The following is a 22,355-nucleotide window of genomic DNA, read 5'->3' as shown; positions in this document are numbered from 1 at the left end:
CATTTATCTAGCGCCAACCAATGACTAAATTTTTGTCACCTTTCGAGTGCCCGGATACCTTCCGGATGTACGTCGAGGCCCATTGATAAACGAGGTATTTATGATGGCACGCATTGTCAGAATTCATGAATACGGTGACGCCAGCGTTCTGAAGCTGGAAGATCTGGAAGTATCGGCACCAGCAGCAAACGAGGTGCAAATTAGTGTTAAAGCTTTTGGCTTGAACCGAGCCGAAGTGATGTTCCGCAATCACGCATACCTACAAGAAGCGGAGTTCCCCAGCCGCTTAGGCTACGAGGCCGCAGGCATCGTAACGGCAGTTGGGAGCGACGTAACCGAGATCACGATTGGTGACTCGGTCGCTCTGATCCCACCTCTGGATATTGCTCGCTGGGGCACCTACGGCGAGTTGGCCAATGTACCGGCCCACCTGGTGGTAAAGAGCCCTGAGAACTTGTCCTTTGAAGAGGCTGCGGCGTCTTGGATGCAGTACGTCACCGCCTGGGGGGGATTGATTGAACAGGCGAAGCTACGTCAGGGCGATTTTGTCATCGTTACCGCCGCGTCAAGCAGTGTTGGCTTGGCCGCCTTCCAAATGGCTCGTATGGTCGGCGCCACATCGATTGCGATCACTCGAACTCACGCGAAGAAGCAAGCCCTACTTGATGCAGGCGCTGCGCATGTCATCGTCAGCGATGAAGAGGATATCGTCGAGCGTGTTATGACGATAACTGCCGGTCAAGGCGCTCGCGTTGTATTCGATCCTGTAGGCGGGCCGTCCTTGGAACCTCTCACGCAGAGCATGGCGCGGGGCGGAATTTTGCTGGAGTACGGCGCACTTAGCTCTGAACCGACACCATTCCCACTGTTTACCGTGCTGGGCAAAAGCCTGACTTTGAAGGGCTATCTCTACGCAGAGATTGTGGCCGACCCTGAAGCCCTAGAGAGAGCAAAGGCTTTTATTCTGCAAGGGTTGGAGTCCGGTGCGTTGCGCCCGATCATCGCAAAGACATTCACACTTAGCGACATCCAGGATGCCCATCGTTTCCTTGAAGCCAATCAGCAGATCGGCAAGATCGTGGTAACTGTCTGACCAGCAATTATGGGGCTGAGAGCGTAATCCTTCGGCCCCGATTCAAGCCAGCCCTGATGACCGCTTTTGGCCGATTCTGTGTATCCGTCCGGCCAACACACCTTCTTGGCCCCGACGCCAAAGGCGATGGTGTCCACCTGATTTAAGTGGACACCATTTCTAGCCTTTTATGCCGCTGGGCAAACCTATTTTCCCGAGGGCGTGGCGCGGCCGGGTTGGTATCAGCCAACGGACAGAGGTGTTGAGCGCAGGCTGGGAGAAAGACTCGCTTGGCTGCGCTCGCTCGATGATGAGACGCCGCCAGAGGCGGACGCCTGATCGGTCCATCCGAAACCTGCCCATCGTGATCTCACAAACTACAGGATAAGCACATGCCAGCCTCTTCTTTCGGTGAGTCCTCGGCGCATATCAGACGGAGACGCGTTGCCCGCTATCTACGCACTGAGTCTGGGGCTGCGGTGCTGCTGGTGATCGTCACGGTTGTGGCGCTGGCGTGGGCGAACTCGCCGCTATCCGATGCCTATTTCGAGTTGTGGCACCTGGACGTCGGGTTCAACTTTGGGCCATTGGGCCTGCACATGGATCTGCATCACTGGGTCAACGACGGCCTGATGGTCGTCTTCTTCTTCCTGATCGGCCTGGAGGTGCGTCAGGAATTCGCCCACGGGTCGCTCAGGGACCGCAGCCGTGCCCGTCTCGCTCTGATCGCGGGGGTCGCGGGTGTCGTGCTGCCCGCGCTGCTGTATGTCCTGATCGTGGGGCTGGCAGGAAGTGAGGGCCTGCGCGGGTGGGGGGCGGTGGTCGGTACCGATACGGCGTTCATGCTGGGCACCCTGGCGATCGTCGGCCCGCGGCTATCCGGTCAGTTGCGCGTGTTCTTGCTCACCCTGACCGTGGTCGATGACTTCCTCGCCGTGTCCATCATCGGCATCGTCTATAGCGAGGAGATCCGCGTCGTCCCGTTGCTGATCGCCCTCGCCAGTCTCGTCGGGTTGNCCCGCCAGTGGCGGGCAACGCCGTATGTGCTGATCGTGATCGTGCTGTGGCTCGCGACCGTGTACTCCGGCATTCATGCCTCCCTCGCCGGGATGGCCGCGGGGCTCCTGATCCCCGCCTACGCAACGCAACGTCACAAGGTCGTCGCGGCAAGACAGTTGTTCCGTGACTTCTGGCAGTCTCCGAGTGCCGCATCGGCTCGCGCAGTGGACTGCGGGCTGTCCCAGGGTATCTCGGTGAATGAGCGGCTGCACGAGTTCCTGCGGCTGCCGACAGCGCTGCTGATCGTGCCGGTGTTCGCCTTGGCGAACGCCGGGGTGGACCTGCGTGGTGGGCTGCTCGCGGAGGCCTTCGGCTCGCCCGTGACCTGGGGCGTCATCGCGGGGCTCGTGCTCGGCAAGCTCCTGGGCATCGGGCTCATCACTCTCGCCGCGGTCCGCCTCGGCTTGGGGCGCCTGCCGGCGGGTGTCGGAATGGGGAGCGTGTTCGGTGGTGCGGCACTGTCCGGGATCGGGTTCACCGTGTCGCTGCTCATCATCGGACTCGCGTTCGGCACGACCTCCGACCTGGGCCGCCAGGCGACGGTCGGCGTGCTCGTGTCGATGATGCTCGCCACGTTGCTCGGGTGGCTCATCTTCAAGGTTGCCGCACGCAGGTGGGGTGAGGAGACCGCCGATCTGCCGATGGTGCTTGAGCCGCCGGTCGATCCCGAGGTCGATCACATCCGCGGGCCAGAGGACGCGCAGCTCACGCTGGTGGAGTACGTGGACTTCGAGTGCGCGTACTGTGCGCACGCTACCGGTTCTTGGGAGGATCTGCGCGCCCACTTCGGGGACGACCTGCGGTATGTGGTGCGCCATTTGCCGCACCACCCGCATGGGCCGATCGCCGCGCGTGCGTCCGAGGCGGCATCGAATCAGGGGATGTTCTGGCCGTGGCTGGACTTCGTGTTTACCCGTCAGCACGCGCTGGAGCGCGAGGATCTGATCGGCTACGCCGTAGAGCTTGGGCTCGACGTCGATCGGTTCATCGCGGATCTCGACAGCTCTGCGGTGATCGAGCGTGTCGAGCGCGACCTCGCCAGTGCGGTCGCCAGCGGTGCGCATGTCACGCCGACGTTCTTCGTCGAGGGTCGCCGCCTGCGCGGTAGCTACGACGCCCGCACTGTCACCGCAGCGCTCGAAGCCAGTCGCCGCGGCCCCCGGACTCAGGAAGTCCCGTCCTGAGCGGGACGAACTACAGGATAAGAACATGCCAAACAATTCTTTCGGTGAATCCTCTTGTACCGCTGCGGCCAGCGGCCTCGTGCAGGTGCGTGGCGCGCGCGAGAACAACCTCAAGGAGGTGGACGTCTCCATCCCGCGTAACGCGCTGGTGGTGTTCTCGGGTGTCTCCGGCTCCGGTAAGTCCTCGCTGGCCTTTGGCACCATCTATGCCGAGGCCCAGCGGCGCTACTTCGAGTCGGTGGCCCCCTATGCGCGGCGACTGATCGACCAGGCGGGCGTGCCGGACGTCGATGCGATCGACGGCCTGCCGCCGGCGGTGGCGCTGCAACAGCAGCGGGGCTCCAGCAACGCGCGTTCCTCTGTGGGCAGTGTGACCACCTTGTCCAGCCTGGTGCGGATGATGTATTCGCGCGCCGGCGCCTACCCAGCCAACCAGCCCATGCTGTACGCCGAGGATTTTTCGCCCAACACGCCGCAGGGAGCGTGCCCGACCTGCCACGGCCTGGGCCATGTGTACGAGGTGACTGAGGCCATCATGGTGCCCGATCCCTCCCTGAGCATCCGCGAGCGGGCGATCGCCTCCTGGCCCCCCGCCTGGCAAGGCCAGAACCTGCGCGACATCCTGGTCAGCATGGGCTACGACGTTGACCGACCGTGGAAGGACCTGCCAAAGAAGGATCGCGACTGGATTCTGTTCACCGAGGAAACACCGACGGTGCCGGTGTACGCCGGCTTCACGCCCGCCGAAACCCGCGCCGCGCTCAAGCGCAAGATGGAGCCGAGCTACATGGGCACCTTCACCGGCGCCCGGCGGTATGTGATGCACACCTTTGCCAACACCCAGAGCGCGCTGATGAGAAAGCGCGTGTCCCGGTTCATGGAGGGCAAACCGTGCCCCACCTGCCACGGCAAGCGGCTCAAGCCCGAGGCGCTGTCGGTCACCTTCGCCGGCGTGGACATCGGCGCGTTCATGCAGATGCCGCTGGACCAGTTGGCGGCCTTGCTCGAACCCATCGCCCAGGGCGATTTCCGCGCCCATGCAGCGGGGGCGGCTACGGACAAGGAAGCGACCCGACGCGACCGTGCCGAACGCGCGGCCTCCGGTCGCGCCGTCCATGCGGTATCGCCCGACGTGCGCCGCACCTCGGCGCTATCGGAAGAAAAGCGCCTCGCCGCGCAGCGCCTGGCTGGAGGCGTGATGGCGCGCCTGCGCCAACTGCGCGAGCTAGGCCTGGGCTACCTGACGCTGGACCGGGCCACGCCGACGCTTTCGGCCGGCGAGTTGCAGCGCCTGCGGCTGGCCACGCAATTGAGTTCCCTGCTGTTCGGTGTCGTGTACGTGCTCGACGAGCCCTCCGCGGGCCTGCACCCCTCCGATAGCCAGGCCCTGTACGACGCACTCGACCGGCTGCGCGACGCCGGCAACTCGGTGTTCGTGGTGGAGCACGACTTGGACCTGATGCGCCGCGCGCAATGGCTCGTGGATGTCGGGCCGGATGCTGGGGAGCGTGGCGGCCGCGTGCTCTACAGCGGCGAGCCGGATGGCCTGCGCAAGATTGCCGAATCGCGCACCGCCCGCTATCTGTTCGAGGAGATCCCCGCGCCGGGAAGCCGGGCACGCGAAGCGACCGGCTGGCTGGAACTGCAGGGCATCCACCGCCACAACCTGCATGGCGTGGATGCACGCATTCCGCTGGGCGTGCTGACGGCCGTCACCGGTATCTCCGGCTCCGGCAAGTCCAGCCTCGTCGCGCAGGCCCTGCCGGAGTTGGTGCTGCTGCACCTGGGCCACGAGCCGGAAGACGATGCGGCCGAAAGCGCCACCAGCGAAGGGCCGGCGGTGATCGAAGCGACTGGCGGTCATCTGGCGGGCGATGTGGACGCCATACAGCGCCTGGTGCAGGTGGACCAGAAGCCGATCGGGCGCACGCCGCGCTCGAACCTGGCTACCTACACGGGTCTGTTCGACCATGTGCGCAAGCTGTTCGCCGCCACGCCCGATGCTCGACGCCGCCGCTATGATGCCGGACGGTTCTCGTTCAACGTCGCCAAGGGGCGCTGCGAGACTTGCGAGGGCGAGGGTTTCGTTAGCGTGGAACTGCTGTTCATGCCCAGCGTGTACGCGCCGTGCCCGACCTGCCATGGCGCGCGCTACAACGAGGCCACGCTGAAGGTGCAGTGGAACGGGCGCAACATCGCCGAGGTGCTGCAGATGACCGTGGACGATGCCAGCGAATTCTTCGCGGGTGAAGACGCGGTGGCAAGGCCCCTGCAACTGCTGCGCGACATCGGACTGGGCTATCTGCGCCTGGGGCAACCGGCCACTGAGCTTTCCGGTGGCGAGGCGCAGCGCATCAAGCTGGCGACCGAGCTTCAGCGCAGCCAGCGCGGCCGAAGCCTGTACGTGCTCGACGAGCCGACCACCGGGCTGCACGCGTCGGATGCCGACCGGCTGCTGGTGCAGTTGCAGCGCCTGGTCGATGCCAGCAATACCGTAGTGATGATCGAGCACGACATGCGTGCGGTGGCCCAAGCCGACTGGGTGATCGACGTAGGGCCAGGCGCGGGCGCTGCCGGCGGCAGCATCGTGGTGGCGGGTTCCCCTCAGCAGGTGGCCCGAAAGTCTGGCAGCCGAACCGCTCCGTTCCTTGCACGGGAGTTGGCGCGGGTCGAGTAGCTTAGTTCGCCAAATGTTGCCAGCTTCGCGGGGCATTGATCGTCGCCACACGGTGGTGACGGTCGCTGCCCGAGTCGCGTCATCCTTCCTGAGTCAAAGCAAGATAGGGATTGTTGGGCGGTATTTCGGCGAATACCAAGGACCCATTTTCGAGGAGGTAGCCATGCAGTCGGCGGGACTTCCTCGGGCCCGTGACTTCACAGGTCCAAATGTTCAGGCCATTTGAGTGCTTGCGGTGTAGCTGCAGTTTCTCAAAGCGCTTTTGCACCCACTGCCAATCCTGTTGCTTGTCCTGCCTGGCTAGCGCATCCACCTGGGGATGTTCCTGCGCATAGCGATGGAACACGCCGGGACTGACCAGGTAGGCGGTGTCGCTCACCGTATGCACGAGCGCCTTGGCGTCGTTGATGATGAGTCGCCGCGCGGCGACTCCCTGTTGCAGCCACGTCATGAAATGCTCCCCGGATGGTATCGCGACTATTGGAGTTGATGCAGGTCCAGGCGCAGGGGTAAGTGGCAAGGGAGACGCTGCGGCTGTGGTTGGGGCAGGAACGTCAGGCTGGGCAGGGACTTTCTCCACTGGCTCTTCACTCTTCCCCATGTCGGCCGTGCCATCCAATCCAACCATCGGCAGCATGTCCTCCATGACGTCGGGCACGGGCGGGGCCGCAGTCGGCAAGGCGGTATCGCTGCGAGGGCATTCCCAAGGGGGAGTCTCCTGACCTTCGGGTGCTGGCTGCCCCACGACCGCGGGCGGTGTGCCTGGTGCACTGCCGTTGATTTCCGCTGGCGTCGTGTCGATCGCCACCGTGCCTGCGAAAAGCGCTGGCCGCTCGCCGGATTCCCAGATCAGCGCGGGCGCGAGGCGCAACAGGGTGAACGAGTAGGACCAGCCGGTCGCACTGGTCACGGTCGCGCGCCAGACCGCCTTGCCGTCTGAGGTAGGCTGGAGCATGCCGTGGTCCTGCAGCACGTTGAAGACGGCGGTGTTGTTCGCAGGAATGCCGTCGATCCCCTGAGACAGCAGGTGCGCGCGCAGCTTGTCCGAGACAGTCTTGCTCACCAGCCACAGCCCATCCTCAGTGAGCCAGCCATCGGAGGCTTCCGGCTGATTCAGCTTCAACTGTTCCTTGAGCAGGAAGCGCAGCCCGTCCAGCAGCTTGCGTTGCAGCGCGTGCCTGGGCGCGGCCATGGCGCGCGCGGGATCGCCGCCCAGTTCCTGTGCCACAGAAGCGCGATCAGCCTGCACGACCAGTTCACCCAGCACGCCGGCGTGCTCGTACTGCCCGGCCAAGACGTAGAGCAATGGTGCCCACAGAGACGGATAGCCGCTGAGCCAGTCTAGGAGCGGACCATCGAGCAATTGGCGGTAGAGCAGCCCTGTTGCGGCGCTGTGCAACCGGTACTCGCGGTCTTCGCGGTAGCGGAAGCGGTACGACTGGTGCAGCGGGCCGTGCCAGGGATGCCACAGCGAGCCGTCTGCCAGCTCGACCAGCAGATCGACGGCCACCTTGCCGATGTCGTGCAGCCACGGCGTTGTAACCGGCGTAGTCGTCGGTCATCAGGTAGCCGCGGTAGCCATCGAGCAGGCGTAGCGGCACCTCCTGCGCGCGGCTGGCTGTGTAGTCGAAAAGGATCACCGGCTTGTCCGGCGGCCCACCGCTTTGCACCCACATCCAGGATTGTGCCGAGGGGTCGCGTCCCGGTTCATGCAGCACCTGCAAGCGCGTTTCGTCGCAGTGCAACACGGGGTAGTCCAGCAGCTTGTCGCGCATCAGGTTGAGCAACGGTTGCAGTTGCTCGCCACTTTGGATCACCCAACGCGCCAGGGGCTGGCGTGGGATGTCGACGCCGTGGCGGCTGCCCCCTAAAGAAGGTTGGCCGTAGAAGAGCACTTGAAGGGCTTCGCGTCCCTCTCTGGAGTGTGCTGTCTTTTGCGTGTACAGCCCTGGTTTCAGCGTTGTCAAGTGGCAGTTTTGCTATAGGAGCGTTTTTTCCGCGCACCGCATCACTGGTAATGCTATTCGATCACTCGAAGCTTCGGATGATCTGATCGTTATTTGGTCAGATTGCTGTTTTTGACATCGGCAAAGACTGAAATCAGTCAGAAATACAAGGGTGTGCAGCCCTAGATTCTTTCTTGCAGCGCCTTGAAGAAGGCATCGATATTCTCATCGTGGCGTTTGTAGTAGGTCCAGGGGCCGATCCGCTGCGATGTCACCAATTGCGCGCGCTGTAGAGCTGCGAGATAAAGCGATGTCGTTGACTGCGAGAGGCCCGTGCGCTCTTGGATGATACTGACGCACACGCCTACCGTTTCTGGGTCGACTTCCTGCTCGGGAAAGACTGTCCTGGGATCCTTGAGCCAATTGAGGATGGCAAGGCGCGTCGGGTTCGCCAATGCTTTCAGGGCTTCGTTGACGTCAATAGTCATGAATTTTTTGAGACCTGTTTTTTTCGATATCTAGATATCTTCCTGATTCGCGCATCAAATTGGAAGGCTTCGCCATGATCTCTGCGCGCCTGCCCGTCGCAATGACGGGCTGGTTTGGACTGGAATCCTATTGCCCTGTCAGGTAGGACTATCGGGCACCTGTGCGCCGAATTGCGGGACGATATGTTTGCCAAGTTCCTCGATAACCTCTGCTGCGGGGCGTTTACCATACTTGAGGTTCAGGATGACGTGATCTACACCGATTTCCTGAAGTGTATCCAGCAAGGCCCGCAGGTGGTTACGTCCCAGTCGGAATCCTAGATGGATAGGCGAGGGTGGCGTGGATGGGTGTTCGTCCAGGTCGATATACAGCGATTGCAAGAACGGCTTGTAGATAGTGCCACATTGTTTAGCCGTTTCCTGTCGCCAATCTTCCACGATGAGTCGCTGCATTTTTGGCGGACGTGGATAGTTGATCCATCCATGGCTTTCACGCGCGATCCAATCGAGCGGCTGGCGGCTGTGTCCGGTTACGAATAGCGGTATTTCCCGAGTCGTAGGTTTGGGAACGAGATCGGCCCCCAGTAACTCGCCGTGACTCCAGCGAATGGGCTCGAAGTGTGTTCGATGGGCTTGGCGTATCACATTGAGGTTTTCTTGAAAGGTCTCGCCACGCTGTTCTGGATCAATGCTGAATGCGGGAAACTCCACGGGACGATCGCCAGAGGCTACTCCCAGGAGCAAGCGACCTCCGCTCAACTGATCAATGCTCGCTGCGGCCTTTGCCGTGTGCAAGGGATTACGCAGAGTAAGGGCGATGGAGGCGGTGCCTAGTGCGATTTTTGTTGTATGGGCTGCCATGTAGCCCAGATACACCCAAGGGTCGAAAACCTGGCCGACATCGCCGAAGCTTGGGTCCCTGAGTGGGACGTCGCGAAACCAGAGCGCCGAAAAACCAAGTGCCTCTGCACGTTTGGCCAGCGCGACCTGATCTAGCATGCTCGGTGTATCACCTTCGAAAGCCTCCAGGGGAAAGAACAGCCCAAGGCTTAGATGACCCTGCCTGAAGGTTCGTTTGAATCCCCTATGCTCTTGGTAGGGGATCGTGCTCGGTTGGTACATGCTTAACTTCCTCGGTCAACAATCGCTGAGCCACGCCCCTGAGTTATGGGGCGTGGCATTGAGCGTTTAGGATTTGTAAGTCGGGTAGTCGGTGTAGCCCTTATCGGTACCGCCGTACATGGTGCTTGGATCAACTGGGTTAAGCGGCCAGTTGTTGGCGATACGAGCGGGCAGGTCGGGGTTCGCAATGAAGGGGCGGCCAAAAGCGATCAGATCGCCCCAGCCAGCTTTTATCACGCGATTTCCTCGTTCAGCGGTGTACTTGCCGGCATAGATAATCTTGCCGCTGAATGTCTTACGAACAGCTTCCCGGAACGTCTCAGGCAGCTCGGGTGCGTTTTCCCAATCGGCTTCGGCGAGCGACAGGTAGGCAATGCCCACTTCCTCGAGGATCTTCACTGCCTCGATGTAGGTTTGATGAGGATCTTCTTCGACCAGACCAAGGTAGACGCGGTCTTCGTCTGTGGTCGCGAACAGCGGGGCGAAGCGAACGCCAACGCGCTCCTTGCCGACCACACCAGCAACAGCGAGGGTGATTTCGCGCAGGAAGCGAAGACGGTTCTGCAGCGAACCGCCATATTCATCATCACGCTGGTTGGTATGGGCCGAAATGAACTGGTTTACCAGGTACCCGTTCGCGCAGTGAAGCTCCACCCCGTCAAAACCTGCGTCCAAAGCATTTCGGGCTGCTTGGGCGTAGAGCTCAACCAGTTCCTTTACCTCCTTGGTGGACAGGGCTCGTGGGGTCGAAGGGTCGGCCAGTGTACCCGTGCCGGGGCCAGTTTCGATGAACACCTTGACGTTGTCCGCGCGGATGGCTGATGGCGCGACGGGCGCTTCACCACCGGGTTGCAGCGATGTGTGCGACACGCGGCCCACATGCCAAAGTTGAGCAAAGATCACCCCCCCTTCGGCGTGAACAGCGTCGGTGACCTTACGCCAGCCTTGTATCTGTTCCGGGCTATGAATGCCAGGTGTCCAGGCATAACCCTGTCCTCGGGGTTCGATCTGTGTGCCCTCGGTCACCATGAAGCCAGCACCGCTGCGCTGACGGTAATATGTGGCCATTAGGTCGTTCGCAATATTGCCGGGTTGGGAGCTGCGCGAACGCGTCAGTGGCGGCAGAACGATACGGTTCTTGAGGGTGTATGGGCCCAGCTGAGTCGTTTTGAAAAGTTCTGATTGTGTCATTTTGCTTACCTGCATATCTGAAATATTCGATGTCGTAGGTCGAAAAAACATGGATCAACGAGGTCTGAAGAGTCCGAGCGGTGCAGGTCACGAAGGCGCGCTGTGCGCCCTGCACCGCGCGGGCGACGTCGGCAGCTGTGGCGTTGGGATGTTGGTGAGAATTTTTCCGTTGGCGGGGTTGATAATGTCGAGGGCTTCACCGTATTCGTCCGAAACTCATTGGTTGTCAATAAACAGGCCGTAGCTGCTGTCGGGAAGGTGATTCGGACGGGTATCGCTGGAATCTTTCATGGGAGTACCTCCTGAGGTTTCTAGCGCGGTTATGGGTAGGCTATTCTCGATATTCATATATGTCAATATATTAATATCGCTTCCGGCACGTACGCATGGTTCCACGCCCTTGCAGCTCACTTCTGGATCAGCTGGGAGCGCGCCGTGCTTCGCGCTAGGGTTGCCTATGCAGTCAGCTCCCTTGAGCTTTTCATCATGGAGGCTGGCTGCATCAGGTATGCCATTGCCGTGATTGCGTTGATGCTATTGCCCGACAACAAAGGTATTCACCTTGACGATCTGGATGACAGCGAAGTTGACGCTACGCCCGCACTTCAACCTTCTTCTCCTCAGACGCATGTATAAGGAATGTTCGCGATGATCCGAATTGTCTACTTGTTGGTAAAGCCTATGTTCCGCCAGGAATGTTTGCGTCACTATCAGATGAGTGAGGGTATCCCTGGCCTGTTTAAATATGAGGTTAGGTTGGTGGCTGAAAACCCTGCCGATACCCATGTGCCATACCTGGATGTAGGGCCGGTTCACGCGATTGGCGAATGCTGGTTCCAAAGCCCGGAGGACTACCAACGATATATCGAGTCGGCAGTGCGCAAAGCCTGGTTCGAACATGGTAAAACGTTCATTGGCCAGCTCAAGCCCTTCGTCACTGAAACACTTGTTTGAAAGCTGCTCGAAGCGGTTATCTCCGATCAGGCCACCCCTCCATTCATTCTGGAGGGGCTTTCATCTACGAGTGAACCCCTGGTTATTGATTTAACGTAAATCACTGGCAGATTCCCCAATGAACATGGGGACCCGTGCGAGTCTCAATTCGCACGAGGTGCCGTCTATGTGTCGATTTGACAGCGTGTCCAACGACTGCGCGTGGGAACCATCGATCAGGTCGCCGATGGGGTAAAACATATCGAGCGGCTGATGCCTGCAAATCTCTCAGAAATCCTGGCAAGTTGCCGGGATGGTTCAGTGACGTGCCATGCAGCAACCCCAAGATGGCCCAACTGCAGGCAGTGAAACTCATTTCGCAGGGGTACACACCGGGACACTGCCTGGACATCAGTACCATCTGGTAGCGCAAAAGGTTGTAGCCCAGCAGCACACCCCATAGCTCTTGAGCGATCATCTCTGGCGTCTTGCTTCTCAGGGTATATTCGCCGCCCAGCAGTCTCTGCTTGATCGCCCGATAGCCCAGCTCGATTTCCCAGCGTTGACTGTAAAGGTCGACGATCTCCCCACCCGGAAAGCGCAGCGGGTCGACCATCGAAGTCAGTACGCTTACCATTTTTCCCTTGATCATCTTGCGCAACAACCGCGCTCGCATTTCGAGCGGACGACAGGTGGTATGTGGTCGGTAAATACATAGCGGCCATACTGTAAGCGCGAGTAGGCGGGTCTTTGGGCTGACGCCCGGCGATATCGTCAGGGCGTCAGATCCATACAGCCGTTCGATCAGGCTGCCGGCTTCAGAATGACCTTTGTCCAACCCTCATCTCGCGCATCGAAATGCTTGTACGCATCGGGCCCTTCCGCCAATTTCAGGCTGTGAGAGATGATCTGCGAAGGCTTGGCGCGGTCGTGATGGATCAGCTCCGCAAGCCTGCGGTTATAGGCTTTGACGTTGGCTTGCCCGGTGCGTATCTGCTGGCCCTTGAACCAGAACGCGCCGAAATCGAAGGCCATTTTGCCTTCCTTCGCCAGTTCATTTTTCGCGCCCGGATCCTGAGGAACAAACACCCCGACGACGCCGATGCCACCCGTGGCCTTGGTGGAAGCTACCAGGTTGTTCATCGTCAGGTGATTGGCCTCATGGCCGTGATTGTCACAGCACTGGTACCCCACACACTCACAACCTCGATCAGTGCCTTTGCCGTGAGTCAGGTTGAGGATCTGATCAACCGCCTCTTTCTCCAGGGAGTTGATTGGCGTGGCCCCCATCTGCGCGGCCAATTTCAATCGATCCGGATGGTTGTCGACCACGAACACTTGCGAGGCGCCTTTGATCATCGCGGCATGAGCTGCCATCAGGCCCACTGGCCCTGCACCGTAAATGGCGATGCTTTCACCCGGCATCAGGCCAGCCAGTTCAGTGGCATGCCATCCGGTGGGGAATATGTCTGACAGCATGACGTAGTCGTTTTCTTTCTCTTGCGCATCCTCTGGCAGCACCAGGCAATTGAAGTCCGCATATGGCACACGCAGCAGTTCTGCTTGACCACCCTGGTATGAGCCCATATCGGCAAACCCGTAAGCAGCACCAGCACTGCCGGGGTTGGCCGTGAGGCAGAAACCGGTCAAACCTTTTTCACAGTTTTCGCAGAAACCGCAGCCGATATTAAATGGCAAACAGACGCGATCACCTACCTTGATGCGATCTACGCCGGCGCCGACTTCGATGACTTCCCCGAGGTTCTCGTGACCGAAAACACGTCCCGTCTCCATCGAGGTGCGGCCCTCGTACATGTGCAGGTCAGAGCCGCAGATATTGGTAGTGGTGATGCGCACTACGGCGTCGGTAGGTTTTTCGATCTTGGCGTCTGGGACATTTTGCACGCTGACGTCGCGTGGCCCGTTGTAAACGATGGCTTTCATTAGACTCTCCCGTTCAAGCGACGATGAGGTGGTTTCGTCTGCTTACGAGATATCTGTTTAGATCTACGAACGTATGTTCCACAAATCGAGCTATGACCAGACGAGTGGTGATGCCGTCGCCCGCGCGTGGCGGTCCTTGAATTTGCAGCTCGTGACGAACTTAGACAGTTGAACGCCATAGAAGGAATATGGCTACGTGTAGTGGTCTACTAATCCTGGACACCCTTTTAGGGCGAGAATGCTCGCCATTCAGAGGTGTTCGATGAGCAGACAACGACGTACTTTCACCCCCGAGTTTAAGCGCGAAGCAGCCAGTCTAGTGCTCGACCAGGGTTACAGCTGTCCTGAGGCAGCCAAATCCCTTGATGTAGGTGAGACCGCACTGCGGCGCTGGGTCAACCAGTTGCAGTTGGAGCGCGGTGGCATCACCCCCACAGCCAAAGCGCTTACGCCTGAGCAGCAGACTATTCAGGAGCTTCAAGCCCGCATCAACCGGCTGGAGCTTGAGAAGAAAATCTTAAAGGAGGCCACTGCGCTCTTGATGGCCGAGGAGCACGGGCGCAGACGTTGAAGTCGATTCGGCAGTTAGCAGCACGCTACCCAGTTCAACTGCTGTGTTCAGTGTTTGAACTGCCTCGTTCCTGTTACTACGCCCATATGGCTCGGCGCCGTCGCATTGATGTTCGGCGGGTGGGTTTACGCAGCCGTATTAGCGAACTTTTCAGTCAAAGCCGTAGTTCAGCTGGCAGCCGCAGTATCGTTGCCATGCTCAAGGATGAGGGCGTCAAAGTAGGTCGCTTCAAGGTCAGGGGCCTGATGAAGGAGCAGGGTTTGATCAGTAAGCAGCCAGGTTCTCATGCGTACAAAAACGCCACTGTTGAGCGGCCTGACATTCCCATGCTTTGGTGGCTGGTTGGGAGATCTAGAGCCACGATTCGCAGCCCTTTTCCGTCGATGGCGGCCTTGAGCTTCGACCAGTCTTCAGCCGGCAGGCGGGACAGTCGGTCGATAGATTCCACCAGCAGTACATCCCCCGGGTGGGAATCGGCCAGCAGGCGCACCAACTCGGGGCGATCAGCACGAGTACCAGATGCGTTCTCAATGTATTGCGCGGCAATGGCCTTGCCATGATCGGCAGCAAACTCCTCCAGGACGGAACGGGCTCGGGCAGCGTCTTGTTCGGCAGTAGAGGCCCGAAGGTAGGCACGGACAAACATTTCTTGATCCCTATGCGTGCTGTTTCAATTTGGGCGTTGCAGAAACATCGTTACAGTTTGGGTGTTAGTTATAGAGCGGCAAGGACGAATCTGCCGCGCCTTTTCCGTATCAGTTGAGGCATACCTCTAAAAACGCTAGCGTAGATTGATTACTTTTTGGTCTGCGATGGGCCGGAGTCGTTGCCGTAGCGGAGGTCCGTTGGCAACGCGACGGTGATTTTGGAAGTTAACGCCATCTCGAGCATGAGCCTGTTGCCGCAGTGGAGGTCAAACGGCAACGGTAGCTTCACCATTTGTCGCTCCTGAGCCCGAAACAGATGCAGTAGGTTCCGGGTACGGCCATGACGACGCAGACGATTGGCCCCACGCCCACGATTTGCCCCCAGAGGCTTTTCAGCAGCGGATAAGCGAAGAACACCGCTGCCGCTTCTGCCGGTTGCATGGTGGCCAGTCTGCCGAGGATGGCGGCACTCATTCCGGAAAGAAGTAGCAGCATGCAGCCTGTTACCGCCAATACTGGTCGGAGTCGGGATTGTGGATTGTGACGATAGCCAGAAGCTGGGACGTCCAGTGGCAATGGAATCTGCCGGACGAGCCTGCTGCGCCCAATGCGTGCGTCGAGGGTCAGGGCCAGCCAGGAAATTCCGATGGCGAATGTGAGGATGAAGCTAACAACCAGTGCAAGTGGCGACATGATCAAACTCCTCTGAGTGCTGTGGCGACTGCCCGTTAGTCGAAACCGAAGGACGAAAAACTGTCTCCGAAGCTGCTTATGCCGTGATCAAACGACAGGCTGTCAGTCATCGTGTCCGTGCCGAATGCGTTACCCATGACATCGAAACAGCTGTCGAGCATGGGCATTCCGTTGGCGGGATTGAGCCAGAAGGTTTCCATGGGTTCGAAGTGGGTCGATGAGAAAGCTGAGAAAGTATCCTCGGCTTGGGTCTGGCCTACCGGGTCAAATGAATCAGCCCAGTTAGTGTGATCCTGCAGGATGCTGTCGAACGACGTACTCGTGTCCCCATCTTCCAGCGAATCGACCTGATACCACCAACGTTCCTGGCGAATACCAAGGCCGTCATGCACCACGACCGCTTTTCCCTGGCTGGGATAGATGACCGTGGTGAATGCCGCTTTTTCTGGCCGGACGACAGAGGTGATGAGATTGGCAATGTGCGTAAACAGGTTCATGGCTAGCTCCTCGGTTTAGTTGGTTTCAGCATCTCCTGAACCCCAAATAACCCAAGGCATGGGTAAGATCGCATACCGCCTTGGAGACGGATCATCTATTGCAAGCTCGGGTGCGTAGAGGGGCACAAGCACGGCCCGGATCAGCAATCCATTACCGCAGCCAGGCCCTTTCCCTTCCAGGAGAAGCAGCACAGCAGGCGCGCGATGCCGGCTACCGCGCGGATACCCGCCACAATTGATCTACTCGCGTCGTGAAACTCTGGCTCATCAGCTCGCGACGCATGCTCCAGGCGGGGGCTGCTGGTACCACACCAGGTCGCAACGTTCCCCGTCCCCATTTGGCGTTGATCGAATCAAGCACGGCCATCACCTTCTCCGAATTAGCTGGCTGACTGGAGGCGAACAGGTCGTCGGTGAAGGCGTTTACGTCGGGACTAGTCATGCTTCCGCAGTCAGCGGCGAGGTAGTCCCTGAGCTCACTGGAGCCCAGGGTTTCGAAGCAGGCCGTCTTCAGCGTCTTCCTCGATGAATTGACTCTCAAGCCAGCCTTAGCCGCGCTGAGATAAGATCGTCTCGAGCAAACCAGGAAATCGATTGTTCAAATCATCCCTGCGCAACGAGTTCATATGGGTCGTGCCGATGGTTTGGGTTTGGACCAACCCGGCATCTCGCAGCACCCTGAAGTGATGGGACATGGTGGACTTTGGTCGGCCACCGTCCAATTCGCCACAGCTGGCTTCGCCCAGTTCGGCAAGGCGTCGGACGATCTCCAGGCGCACAGGATCGCTCAAGGCGTATAGCAGACGCTCGAGGACGATTTCAGTGACGGGAGGGTGTTTGTAGGGGCGCATGAACGAAGCATACACGGGTTTGCTCTATCTCCATAGTTCGAATACTATCGAATTAACGTAATAGACAACCCTCGGAGAAACCAATGTCTGCGCTGTTCCAACCCTTCACGCTTAAAGACGTCACGCTTCGCAACCGTATTGCGATTCCCCCTATGTGCATGTACTCGTCAAACGATGGCCTGATCAACGAGTGGCACAGTGTTCACTACGCCTCCCTTGCGCGTGGCGGGGCGGGGTTGGTGATTGTCGAAGCAACCGCTGTAGCGCCAGAAGGGCGGATCACTCCTGGCTGTGCGGGTATTTGGAACGATGAGCTGGCCCAGGCCTTCGTACCGGTGGTGCAGTCGATCAAGGCAGCCGGCTCGGTCCCCGGCCTGCAGATCGCCCACGCCGGTCGCAAGGCAAGCGCAAACCGTCCATGGGAAGGCGATGACCACATCGCTGAAGATGACGCCCGTGGCTGGCAGACCATCGCTCCATCGGCCATAGCTTTTGGCGGTCACCTGGCCAAGCAGCCGCAAGCCATGACGCTGGAAGACATTGCCCGTGTGCGTGAGGATTTCGTCGCAGCCGCTCGCCGTGCGCGTGACGCTGGCTTCGAGTGGCTGGAGCTGCATTTCGCCCATGGTTATCTGGCCCAGTCGTTCCTTTCCGAACACTCCAACCATCGCGATGACGCCTACGGCGGCAGTTTCGACAACCGTAGCCGCTTCCTGCTTGAAACGCTGGCGGCTGTTCGTGAGGTTTGGCCGGAGCACCTGCCGCTAACCGCTCGTCTAGGGGTTATCGAATACGACGGCCGGGACGAACAGACGCTGACCGAGGCTATCGAACTGACACGTCGCTTCAAAGATGGTGGCCTGGATCTGCTGAGCGTCAGCATTGGTTTCACCATCGCTGAAACCAACATTCCCTGGGCGCCTGGCTTCATGGGCGAAGTTGCCCAGCGCGTGAAGCGTGAGGCGGGGATACCAGTGGCTTCGGCATGGGGCTTCGGCACGCCAAGCGTTGCCGAAGAAGCGGTCAAGAGCGGTCACCTGGACTTGGCGATGATTGGGCGAGCACATCTGGCCAATCCAAATTGGTCCTATCTTGCCGCCCAAGAGCTGGGCGTAGAGCGTGCGTCCTGGACCTTGCCGGCTCCCTATGCCCACTGGCTTGAACGCTACAAGTGATCCGTCGGGGCGAAGACGGCCGTCATGGCCTAATCGCCCGCTGCCTCAGCGCCGATGTGCGCTGGTGGCTACCTGGCTGGGCCGCTCATGGCTCGGCCCTTCCGATAGATAGCTGAGGATTACGCTATGTCTCGCGTCATACGCTTTCATCGCACCGGTGGACCGGAGGTTCTCCAGATCGACGAGATCGACGTGCCGGCTCCCGGCGCGAACGAGGTTCAAATCAACGTCAGGGCGCTCGGCATCAACCGGGCTGAAGTGATGTACCGCACAGGCCAGTACGTCATCGAACCGACGTTTCCCGCCATGCTGGGCTATGAAGCGGCTGGGACCGTATCTGCAGTGGGTCCCGGTGTGGTCGGCTTCGCTGTTGGCGATGCGGTCAGCGTAGTGCCCGCGTTCTCCTTTGACGAATACGGCTTGTACGGTGAATTGGTCAACGCGCCGGCTCACGCGGTGGTCAAACACCCGGAAGTGCTCTCTTTCACGGAGGCAGCAGCGACCTGGATGAAGTTTGTCACCGCCTATGGCGCATTGATCGAGCTTGGTGGGCTGCAGGCCGGCGAGACGGTGCTAATCCGTGCGGCGTCCAGCAGCGTGGGGCTTGCCGCTATCCAGATTGCGAACATGGTGGGCGCCGTTCCTGTGGCGCTGACCCGCACCAGCGACAAGCGCGAAGCCTTGCTTCAAGCGGGGGCGGCGGCAGTCATCGCGACCCAGGAGCAGGACATGGTGGCTGAGGTCATGACGGTGACTCATGGCAAAGGCGCTCGCATGGCCTTCGATCCCGTTGGCGGACCCGAAGTGGCCTTGGTGCTCAAGGCGCTAGCGAACCACGGCATCTTCTTCCAGTACGGCGCTTTGGACACTCGGGATATCCCTGTGTCGGTCATGGACCTGCTCGGCAAGCATCTGACGCTGCGCGGTTATCAGCTGTTCGAGATCACCCAGAATCGAGAAAAACTCGAACGGGCCAAGCACTTCATCAATGAAGGGCTCGCCTCTGGACAGCTGCGTCCGGTGATCGACCGTACATTCAGCTTCGACGAGATGGCCGAGGCTCACCGGTACATGGAATCGAATGCCCAGGTGGGCAAGATTGTTGTAACGCTGTAAACCACGTTCAGGTCTTCGCGGCATGGCCGGTAGGGTCACCTTCGGTAAGCCCATGCCAGTTCGATGCGTCTTTCACACATGCACAGACAGGAGGTTCGATGACCACCCCACTCACACTGGTTGCCACATTGGTCGCCAAGGCCGGCTCCGAAGATGAGCTCCAGCAGACGCTGCAGGATCTGCAAGGCCCAAGTCGCGCCGAAGCGGACTGCATCCAATACGACTTTCATAAAGATGCAGAACAGCCTCGCACCTTCCATATGGTTGAGCAGTGGCGAGACGAAGCGGCGCTGACTGCGCACGAGGCCACCCCGCATTTCCAGGCAGCGCTGCCGGTTATCGAGCGCGCCGCCGAAAAATTCTCCGTCATGAAAATGTACCGCGTCTCCTGAGGAGCTCCGAATGAAAGCGATTGCACACTTCAAATGCCTGCCTGTTGAGAACCCTGACGCCCTCGTGGAGATCGATCTACCCGAGCCAGTGCCGGGGCCGCGCGACCTGCTGGTAGAAGTCAAGGCCGTATCGGTCAACCCGGTCGATACCAAAGTCCGCCAGGGCTACGTGCCGCATACAGACGAAACACAGCCGCGCATCCTCGGTTGGGACGCTGCCGGCGTGGTCAAGTCGGTCGGTTCCGACGTAACGCTGTTCAAGCCCGGTGACAAGGTGTGGTACGCCGGGTCGCTGATCCGCCCGGGCAGCAACAGTGAGTTGCAGCTGGTAGACGAGCGCATTGTCGGATCGATGCCACAGTCGCTGGAGTTCGCCCAGGCCGCGGCGCTTCCCCTGACGTCTCTGACCGCTTGGGAATTGCTATTTGATCGCCTCGGCGTAGCGCGCGACACCACCGACCGTGGCGAAACGCTGCTGATCATTGGCGCTGCAGGCGGGGTGGGTTCAATCATGACTCAGCTGGCGCGTCAGTTGACCGGCCTGACCGTCATTGGTACGGCTTCGCGCCCTGAAACCCAGGCCTGGGTCACCGAACTCGGCGCCCATTACGTGATCGATCACACCAAACCACTGAGCGAAGAGCTCAAGCGCATCGGCCTTCCGCAGGTCAGCTACGTCGCAAGCCTGACGCAGACCGATCGGCATTACGAGCAGATCATCGAGTCACTGAAGCCACAGGGCAGGTTGGGCCTGATCGATGACCCGGCCACGCTGGACGTCGTACCGCTCAAACGCAAGAGCCTGTCGCTGCACTGGGAGCTGATGTACACGCGCTCGCTGTACGAGACCGAGGACATGCAGGAGCAGCACAACATCCTCAATGAAGTGGCCCGCCAGATCGATGCGGGTGTGTTGCGCACCACCGTTGGCGAAAACTACGGGCGTATCAGCGCCGAAAACCTACGTCGCGCCCATGCCTTGCTGGAGAGCGGCAAGGCAAAGGGCAAGATCGTTCTGGAGGGCTTCTGACGGTATCTGGCTACCGGCTCATGCGGTAGGTAGCCAATGCTGGATTCAAGAGTAGCGCCCATGAGCGATTCAGTGAGCGCCTTGAAATGCCTCCTATTGAGATCGTCTCGCAAGACCATCACCCAGCCGTCAACGACTTCATCCGAAACGTCCAACTAATAGGAACCCCATATGAACAACGCTACCGGCTATGCCTGGACTTGCCCCTACAAAACCGGACACCAACTCCCCGTTAAATTGATGCTGCTGCCAAGCGCCTGAACTCCCTCGGCGAGCGGTATTTCAAAGCGCTGTGCGGATGCTGCTCGTTGTAATGCTCGAAGGCAATTGCCAGGTTGCGCAGCGCCGTTTCTCGATCCGGTTTGGGCATGTGCGCCACGTAGTCACGCTTGATCGTCTTCACGAAGCTCTCAGCCATGCCGTTGCTTTGCGGGCTGCGAACTGGGGTGGTCACCGGCTGCAAGCCGATCTGTCGAGCAAACAGGCGTGTCTGTTCGGCGGTGTACGCCGAGCCGTTGTCGCTTAGCCATTGCACCGGCGTGGCGGGCAGTTGATCACCAAAGCGCTTCTCCACGCTTTCCAGCATCAAATCGCGGATATCATCGCCGCTGTACCCGGTCGGGCTCGCGACCCAGCCGATGGCTTCGCGATCACAGCAATCCAGGGCGAAGGTCACGCTCAGTTTGGCGCCGTCCTTGCAACGGAACTCAAAGCCGTCCGAGCACCAACGCGTATCGCTGGCTTCCACCGCAATACGGCCTTCGTGCCGACGCGGCACACCGGGCTGTTTGATGCGGCGCTCAAGCAGCAAGTTGTGATCACGCATGACCCGGTAAACCCGCTTCACATTGATCGCCGGTAGCGACTGGGTTTCACGGGCGCGACGCAGCAATCCCCAGACGCGGCGGTAGCCGTAGCTGGGAAGTTCGCTGACCTGTTGCTGGATTTCAACTACCAGATCAGCATCGTTCACAGGCCTGCTCCGCCGTACTTTGGGGGATGCCGATTGCTTGATTCGAACCGTTAATTGCGAGCGCGCCACACCGAGACATTCGCTGACCAGCTTCACTGGTCGTCCCCCGGCAACAAGGGTGAGTGCGCAATCCATTTTCGCGACCGGGCGATCTCCACGGCCTCTTTGAGGATTTCTGCTTCCATCGTTTTCTTGCCCAGCATCCGTTGCAGTTCACGGATCTGCTTGAGCGCATCGCTCAGCTCGGAGGCAGGTACCACGGCTTCGCCAGCACTGACCGCCGACAAACTGCCGTCTTGGTAAAGCTTGCGCCACAGGAATAGTTGGTTGGCATTGATGCCGTTACGCCGAGCCACCAACGAAACGCTCTGCCCGGGCTCAAGGCTCTCTCGAACCATGGTCAGCTTTTGCTCAGGGCTCCAGCGGCGCCGCCGCTCCCGACCCAAAAGCTCCCCACTCTTATCGTTGCTATTAGTCATAAACATAACCGTTTGCCTATCCCTTATCGTAAGGGGGAAACGGTGTCCTGTCTTTCAGGGGGCTCGTTCATCGATTGGGTTAACGCCGCTGGCTTTAATCTTTACCAGTACCTGCCCTTGTTGTGGCGAAGGCTTTGCGACTTCGACTTCAAGCAGGGTGCTCGCGTCATAGCTGTCTAGGCGCAAGGCCTTCATCAGTCCCCCACTCGAAAGCGATTCAGTTACGTTGCTCACAGCTTTTCACTCCATATAAGCGGGGCCTGACGCCGAAGCGGCAGGCCCTAAACTCATTAGAATTCCTGCACGGTTGGGCGC

At 59.6% G+C, this 22,355-nt stretch carries 19 protein-coding genes and 5 pseudogenes; 10 read left to right on the top strand and 14 right to left on the bottom strand.

Features of this window, described 5'->3' with window-relative positions; all coding sequences use genetic code 11:
* The first annotated feature begins 103 nt into the window (after positions 1–103).
* The 4 genes and pseudogenes from RT21_RS21890 to RT21_RS21880 all read left to right on the top strand — a co-directional run bounded on the left by RT21_RS21890 (position 104) and on the right by RT21_RS21880 (position 5,992).
* On the top strand, positions 104–1,093 hold the full coding sequence (locus RT21_RS21890; RefSeq protein WP_042927614.1) for a zinc-dependent alcohol dehydrogenase family protein: 990 nt from the start codon (positions 104–106) through the stop codon (positions 1,091–1,093).
* 371 nt (positions 1,094–1,464) lie between these two features.
* Positions 1,465–2,088, top strand: a pseudogene (locus RT21_RS24240) (Na+/H+ antiporter NhaA); the annotation flags it as partial.
* 27 nt (positions 2,089–2,115) lie between these two features.
* Positions 2,116–3,315, top strand: coding sequence for a Na+/H+ antiporter NhaA (locus tag RT21_RS24235; RefSeq protein ID WP_371263643.1), 1,200 nt, complete (start codon positions 2,116–2,118; stop codon positions 3,313–3,315).
* A 25-nt stretch (positions 3,316–3,340) separates the two neighbouring features.
* The gene (locus tag RT21_RS21880) at positions 3,341–5,992 is read left to right on the top strand and encodes an excinuclease ABC subunit UvrA (RefSeq protein WP_042927606.1); all 2,652 of its coding nucleotides are present in this window, start codon (positions 3,341–3,343) and stop codon (positions 5,990–5,992) included.
* A 79-nt stretch (positions 5,993–6,071) separates the two neighbouring features.
* Here the strand turns inward: RT21_RS21880 and mobH are convergent.
* The 5 genes and pseudogenes from mobH to RT21_RS21860 form a co-directional block, all read right to left on the bottom strand.
* Positions 6,072–7,520 (bottom strand): annotated as a pseudogene (gene mobH / locus RT21_RS21875) (MobH family relaxase); the annotation flags it as partial.
* Positions 7,518–7,854, bottom strand: a pseudogene (locus tag RT21_RS23440) (transposase); the annotation flags it as partial. The pseudogenes RT21_RS23440 and mobH, both read right to left, overlap by 3 nt.
* A gap of 266 nt (positions 7,855–8,120) precedes the next feature.
* Positions 8,121–8,426 carry an ArsR/SmtB family transcription factor gene (locus RT21_RS21870; RefSeq protein WP_012464920.1) on the bottom strand — a complete coding sequence of 102 codons (306 nt, stop codon included), beginning with the start codon at positions 8,424–8,426 and terminating at the stop codon, positions 8,121–8,123.
* 138 nt (positions 8,427–8,564) lie between these two features.
* Positions 8,565–9,548: an LLM class oxidoreductase gene (locus RT21_RS21865; RefSeq protein ID WP_003291626.1), complete on the bottom strand. Its 984-nt coding sequence runs from the start codon at positions 9,546–9,548 to the stop codon at positions 8,565–8,567.
* A 66-nt stretch (positions 9,549–9,614) separates the two neighbouring features.
* Entirely contained in the window at positions 9,615–10,739 is a 1,125-nt protein-coding gene (locus RT21_RS21860) for an alkene reductase (RefSeq protein ID WP_034000002.1), read from the bottom strand.
* A 648-nt stretch (positions 10,740–11,387) separates the two neighbouring features.
* On the opposite strand from RT21_RS21860, the gene RT21_RS21850 reads away from it, so the two are divergent.
* Complete coding sequence (locus RT21_RS21850) at positions 11,388–11,693, top strand: EthD domain-containing protein (RefSeq protein ID WP_033999990.1); 306 nt, start codon at positions 11,388–11,390, stop codon at positions 11,691–11,693.
* Positions 11,694–11,793: 100 nt separating this feature from the next.
* Here the strand turns inward: RT21_RS21850 and RT21_RS23960 are convergent, their stop codons facing one another.
* Both RT21_RS23960 and RT21_RS21840 read right to left on the bottom strand, forming a co-directional pair.
* On the bottom strand, positions 11,794–12,510 hold the full coding sequence (locus tag RT21_RS23960) for a transposase (protein ID WP_196740286.1): 717 nt from the start codon (positions 12,508–12,510) through the stop codon (positions 11,794–11,796).
* Entirely contained in the window at positions 12,477–13,616 is a 1,140-nt protein-coding gene (locus RT21_RS21840) for a glutathione-independent formaldehyde dehydrogenase (RefSeq protein WP_033999988.1), read from the bottom strand. The genes RT21_RS23960 and RT21_RS21840 overlap by 34 nt, the downstream gene beginning before the upstream one ends.
* 262 nt (positions 13,617–13,878) lie before the next feature.
* On the opposite strand from RT21_RS21840, the pseudogene RT21_RS23430 reads away from it, so the two are divergent.
* Positions 13,879–14,519, top strand: a pseudogene (locus tag RT21_RS23430) (transposase); the annotation flags it as partial.
* On the opposite strand, the pseudogene RT21_RS21830 reads toward RT21_RS23430, so the two are convergent.
* The 5 genes and pseudogenes from RT21_RS21830 to RT21_RS21810 all read right to left on the bottom strand — a co-directional run.
* Positions 14,513–14,833: pseudogene (locus RT21_RS21830) on the bottom strand (recombinase family protein); the annotation flags it as partial. The pseudogenes RT21_RS23430 and RT21_RS21830 sit on opposite strands and share 7 nt — an antisense overlap.
* A 286-nt stretch (positions 14,834–15,119) precedes the next feature.
* Complete coding sequence (locus RT21_RS21825; protein ID WP_042927603.1) at positions 15,120–15,527, bottom strand: hypothetical protein; 408 nt, start codon at positions 15,525–15,527, stop codon at positions 15,120–15,122.
* Between the two features lie 35 nt (positions 15,528–15,562).
* Positions 15,563–16,024, bottom strand: a complete 462-nt coding sequence (locus tag RT21_RS21820; RefSeq protein WP_032904189.1) for a hypothetical protein — start codon at positions 16,022–16,024, stop codon at positions 15,563–15,565.
* A gap of 211 nt (positions 16,025–16,235) precedes the next feature.
* Positions 16,236–16,466 carry a DUF4113 domain-containing protein gene (locus RT21_RS21815; protein ID WP_079381875.1) on the bottom strand — a complete coding sequence of 77 codons (231 nt, stop codon included), beginning with the start codon at positions 16,464–16,466 and terminating at the stop codon, positions 16,236–16,238.
* A gap of 106 nt (positions 16,467–16,572) precedes the next feature.
* Complete coding sequence (locus RT21_RS21810) at positions 16,573–16,875, bottom strand: ArsR/SmtB family transcription factor (RefSeq protein ID WP_172767913.1); 303 nt, start codon at positions 16,873–16,875, stop codon at positions 16,573–16,575.
* 83 nt (positions 16,876–16,958) lie between these two features.
* Between RT21_RS21810 and RT21_RS21805 the strand changes: the two genes are divergently transcribed.
* The 4 genes from RT21_RS21805 to RT21_RS21790 all read left to right on the top strand — a co-directional run bounded on the left by RT21_RS21805 (position 16,959) and on the right by RT21_RS21790 (position 20,588).
* Positions 16,959–18,050 (top strand): NADH:flavin oxidoreductase/NADH oxidase, encoded by a 1,092-nt coding sequence (locus RT21_RS21805; protein ID WP_025297874.1) that lies wholly within the window; start codon positions 16,959–16,961, stop codon positions 18,048–18,050.
* A gap of 126 nt (positions 18,051–18,176) precedes the next feature.
* Positions 18,177–19,166, top strand: coding sequence for a zinc-dependent alcohol dehydrogenase family protein (locus RT21_RS21800; protein WP_033999986.1), 990 nt, complete (start codon positions 18,177–18,179; stop codon positions 19,164–19,166).
* Between the two features lie 98 nt (positions 19,167–19,264).
* Complete coding sequence (locus RT21_RS21795; RefSeq protein WP_033999984.1) at positions 19,265–19,558, top strand: putative quinol monooxygenase; 294 nt, start codon at positions 19,265–19,267, stop codon at positions 19,556–19,558.
* A gap of 10 nt (positions 19,559–19,568) precedes the next feature.
* Positions 19,569–20,588: a zinc-binding alcohol dehydrogenase family protein gene (locus tag RT21_RS21790; protein WP_003288728.1), complete on the top strand. Its 1,020-nt coding sequence runs from the start codon at positions 19,569–19,571 to the stop codon at positions 20,586–20,588.
* Positions 20,589–20,820: 232 nt separating this feature from the next.
* Here RT21_RS21790 and RT21_RS23425 read toward each other — a convergent pair.
* Positions 20,821–22,040 (bottom strand): IS3 family transposase gene (locus RT21_RS23425; protein ID WP_371263641.1). Its coding sequence is split into 2 segments (ribosomal slippage): positions 20,821–21,695 and positions 21,695–22,040, totalling 1,221 coding nucleotides; the frame shifts between segments, so codons are not numbered across the junction.
* 54 nt (positions 22,041–22,094) lie between these two features.
* Positions 22,095–22,274 carry a hypothetical protein gene (locus RT21_RS23720; protein ID WP_127838526.1) on the bottom strand — a complete coding sequence of 60 codons (180 nt, stop codon included), beginning with the start codon at positions 22,272–22,274 and terminating at the stop codon, positions 22,095–22,097.
* Between the last annotated feature and the right edge of the window lie 81 nt (positions 22,275–22,355).

The sequence above is a fragment of the Pseudomonas sp. 10B238 genome (genome assembly GCF_000970615.1).
Classification (GTDB): domain Bacteria; phylum Pseudomonadota; class Gammaproteobacteria; order Pseudomonadales; family Pseudomonadaceae; genus Stutzerimonas.
This window is presented reverse-complemented; position numbering and strand designations above follow the sequence as displayed.